This window comes from Streptomyces katrae (assembly GCF_000966975.1).
GTDB classification, from domain to species: Bacteria; Actinomycetota; Actinomycetes; order Streptomycetales; family Streptomycetaceae; genus Streptomyces; species Streptomyces katrae.
This window is the reverse complement of sequence record NZ_JZWV01000972.1, coordinates 1-2,400: the sequence shown is the minus strand read 5'-3', so window position 1 is coordinate 2,400 and position 2,400 is coordinate 1. Positions and strand designations below refer to the sequence as shown.

Below are 2,400 nucleotides of genomic sequence, written 5' to 3'. Positions count from 1 at the left end.
CGGCCGGAGCGGCGCACCCGTGCGTCAGCCGGCGTTCGCGACGATGAAGGCGCGGACCATCCGGCAGGTGAGGTTGGACGGCCGGTGGATCCCCACCCGGACGGCCATCGTCCGTATCTTGCGGTTGGTGGCGCGCTTGGCGTCGTAGGTCCCCGTGTCGAGCAGGGAGATCGCCAGCCGCATGGCCTTCAGACGGCGGTTGTGGTTCTCGTACCACTCGCGGGGAAGCCCCGCCGGCAAGGGCTTCTTCTTGGGCATCACAATGCTCGCGGCAGCGGCCATCTACAGCCTCCCAAACGGTAGTTGGCTTCCTGTCGTTCTCCCTCGATTTTACCGGGGGGCACTGACAGAAGCCCTGGCCGGACGGGACGCGGGCCGGCGTCTGACTAGGCTTGCGGGCATGGAGATCTGGATCAATCCCGCCTGTTCGAAGTGCCGCAGCGCGCTCACCCTGCTGGACGCGGAGGGTGCCGAGTACACCGTGCGCCGGTACCTGGAGGACGTCCCCTCGGAGGCCGAGATCCGCGAGGTGCTCGGCCGGCTCGGCCTCGAACCCTGGGACATCACGCGCACCTCCGACCCCCTGGCGAAGGAGACCGGCGTACGGGACCTTCCGCGCGAGGCGACGGACGGGGCCCGCGCCCGCTGGATCGCCCACCTCGCCGCCCACCCGAAGCTGATCCAGCGCCCGATCATCACCGCCGAGGACGGCACGGCGGTCGTGGCCCGCTCGGAGGAGGCGGTCCGCGAGGCCCTGTCCCGGAAGGCGTAGCCGGGGCCGGTCAGAGGGCGAGGAGGCGCGCCACCTCGTCGGCCGCCGTCAGCGGCAGGGCGTGGTGCGAGGCCCCGCGCAGCAGCCGCACCCGCGCCCCCGGCAGCGCGCGCGTGGCGGCGGCCAGGGCCTGGAGGGAGTCGTGGCAGCGGGCGCGTCCGGCGAAGACGATGTCGAGGGTGAAGGGGGCGAGCCCCGTGAGGTCCGGGCGGGGCCCGGTGACGGGCCGGGCGGTGGGGAAGCCCGCCGTCTCCTCCTGGAGCCGCAACCAGGCCGGGTCGAGCGCGGCCCCACCGGTCTCCCAGGCGAGGAAGGAGCGGATCCGCCCCGGGGTGGGCCGCACCAGCACAGGCAGCGCGCGGAGCACGTAGCGGGGGCTCAGCCCGGCGAAGACCCGGGTGGGGTCGAGCAGCACGAGCCGGTCGAGCCTCTGGCGCGGGTCGTACCAGCCCGCCCGGCGGGCGGCGTACTGGGCGGCGATCCAGGCCCCGTAGGAGTGGCCGGCGAGGGTGATCCGCCCCTCGGGCACGAGCACGTCCAGGACGGCGTCCAGCCATACGGCGAGGTCCTCGGGCGTCCGCATCCCCCGCCCGGGCCCGGCCGCCGGGACGCTCAGCCCCGGCTCCCCCACCAGGTCCACGGCGTACACCCGCCGCTCCCGGGCGAGCCCGGCGGCGACGCAGGCACCCCACACGGTGGAGGTGGCCCCGCCGCCCGGGAGCAGCACCAGCGGGGGCGCGCCGGCGGGGCCGCAGCCGTTGACGCGGGTGACGCCGTAGGGCGTGGGGACCTCAAGGGCCTCGACGGGCACGGGCCACTGCCCGAGGGCCTCGTCGTAGGCGGCACGGAAGGACTCCCGGACCAATTCCCCGCTCCTCTCACTCCACTTCCCGCTCCCCGATTCCCTCGCTGAGCAATAATCTCGCTCAGCGAGAGATATGCACGGAGATCCTAGGCGGGAGACGGCGTGGACGACAAGAACCTGGAACTGGTGCACCTGCTGCGCGCGGTGACCGTCGAATTCGGCCTGAGGCAGGCGGAGTTCGCCGCCGCCAACGGCATGCACACGACGGACGTACGGGCCCTGATCTGCCTCCTGGACGCCACCCGCGCCGCCGAACCGGCCACGGCGGGCCTCCTGGGCACCCGCCTGGGCCTGAACTCGGCCGGCACGACGGCGGTGATCGACCGGCTGGAACGCCTCGGCCACGTCACCCGCACCCGCGACCCCGAGGACCGCCGCCGCGTCCTGCTGTCCGTCACCCCGGAGGCGATCCGCCTGGGGCAGGACTTCTTCGGCCCGGCGATCGCGGAGCTGGCGGGGGTGTCCGAGTCCCTCACCCCGGCGGAACGCGACGCGGTACGGCGCTTCCTGACGACGGCACGGGCGGCGTTCAGCGGGGCCTGAGGCACGGGTCTTCATCTCGTCCCCACCTCTCGCCTCGTAGGGTGAGGGCGACACCAAAAGGAACAAACCGCAGCAAATCTCTCCGCGAGCCGAGCCGAGCCCAGGGACGACCGCCACCATGACCGAAGCACAGCAGCCGCAGTCCGTCGCCGCCACCCTCCCCCCGCCCCGGCGCGGGGCCGACTGGATGTTCGGCGGGGTGTACGGGACCGTGCTGGCC

Annotated in this window: 4 protein-coding genes; 2 read left to right on the top strand and 2 right to left on the bottom strand. The window is 73.5% G+C overall.

The genetic code is table 11. The features are described 5' to 3' along the window. Window positions 1–24 precede the first annotated feature (24 nt). Window positions 25–282, bottom strand: a complete 258-nt coding sequence (locus tag VR44_RS30670; RefSeq protein WP_045950885.1) for a hypothetical protein — start codon at window positions 280–282, stop codon at window positions 25–27. A gap of 118 nt (window positions 283–400) precedes the next feature. Between VR44_RS30670 and VR44_RS30665 the strand changes: the two genes are divergently transcribed. Next, on the top strand, window positions 401–772 hold the full coding sequence (locus VR44_RS30665; protein ID WP_045950884.1) for an ArsC/Spx/MgsR family protein: 372 nt from the start codon (window positions 401–403) through the stop codon (window positions 770–772). A gap of 10 nt (window positions 773–782) precedes the next feature. Here the strand turns inward: VR44_RS30665 and VR44_RS30660 are convergent, their stop codons facing one another. Continuing rightward, window positions 783–1,637: an alpha/beta fold hydrolase gene (locus VR44_RS30660; protein ID WP_045950883.1), complete on the bottom strand. Its 855-nt coding sequence runs from the start codon at window positions 1,635–1,637 to the stop codon at window positions 783–785. Between the two features lie 102 nt (window positions 1,638–1,739). Here VR44_RS30660 and VR44_RS30655 point away from each other — a divergent pair, with 102 nt between their 5' ends. Continuing rightward, the gene (locus VR44_RS30655; protein ID WP_045950882.1) at window positions 1,740–2,180 is read left to right on the top strand and encodes a MarR family winged helix-turn-helix transcriptional regulator; all 441 of its coding nucleotides are present in this window, start codon (window positions 1,740–1,742) and stop codon (window positions 2,178–2,180) included. The last annotated feature ends 220 nt before the right edge of the window (window positions 2,181–2,400 follow it).

Bases quoted from the DNA above. Each gene is read 5' to 3' on its own strand.
- VR44_RS30670 (WP_045950885.1), bottom strand. From the start codon at position 282: ATGGCCGCTGCCGCGAGCATTGTGATGCCCAAGAAGAAGCCCTTGCCG.
- VR44_RS30665 (WP_045950884.1), top strand. From the start codon at position 401: ATGGAGATCTGGATCAATCCCGCCTGTTCGAAGTGCCGCAGCGCGCTC.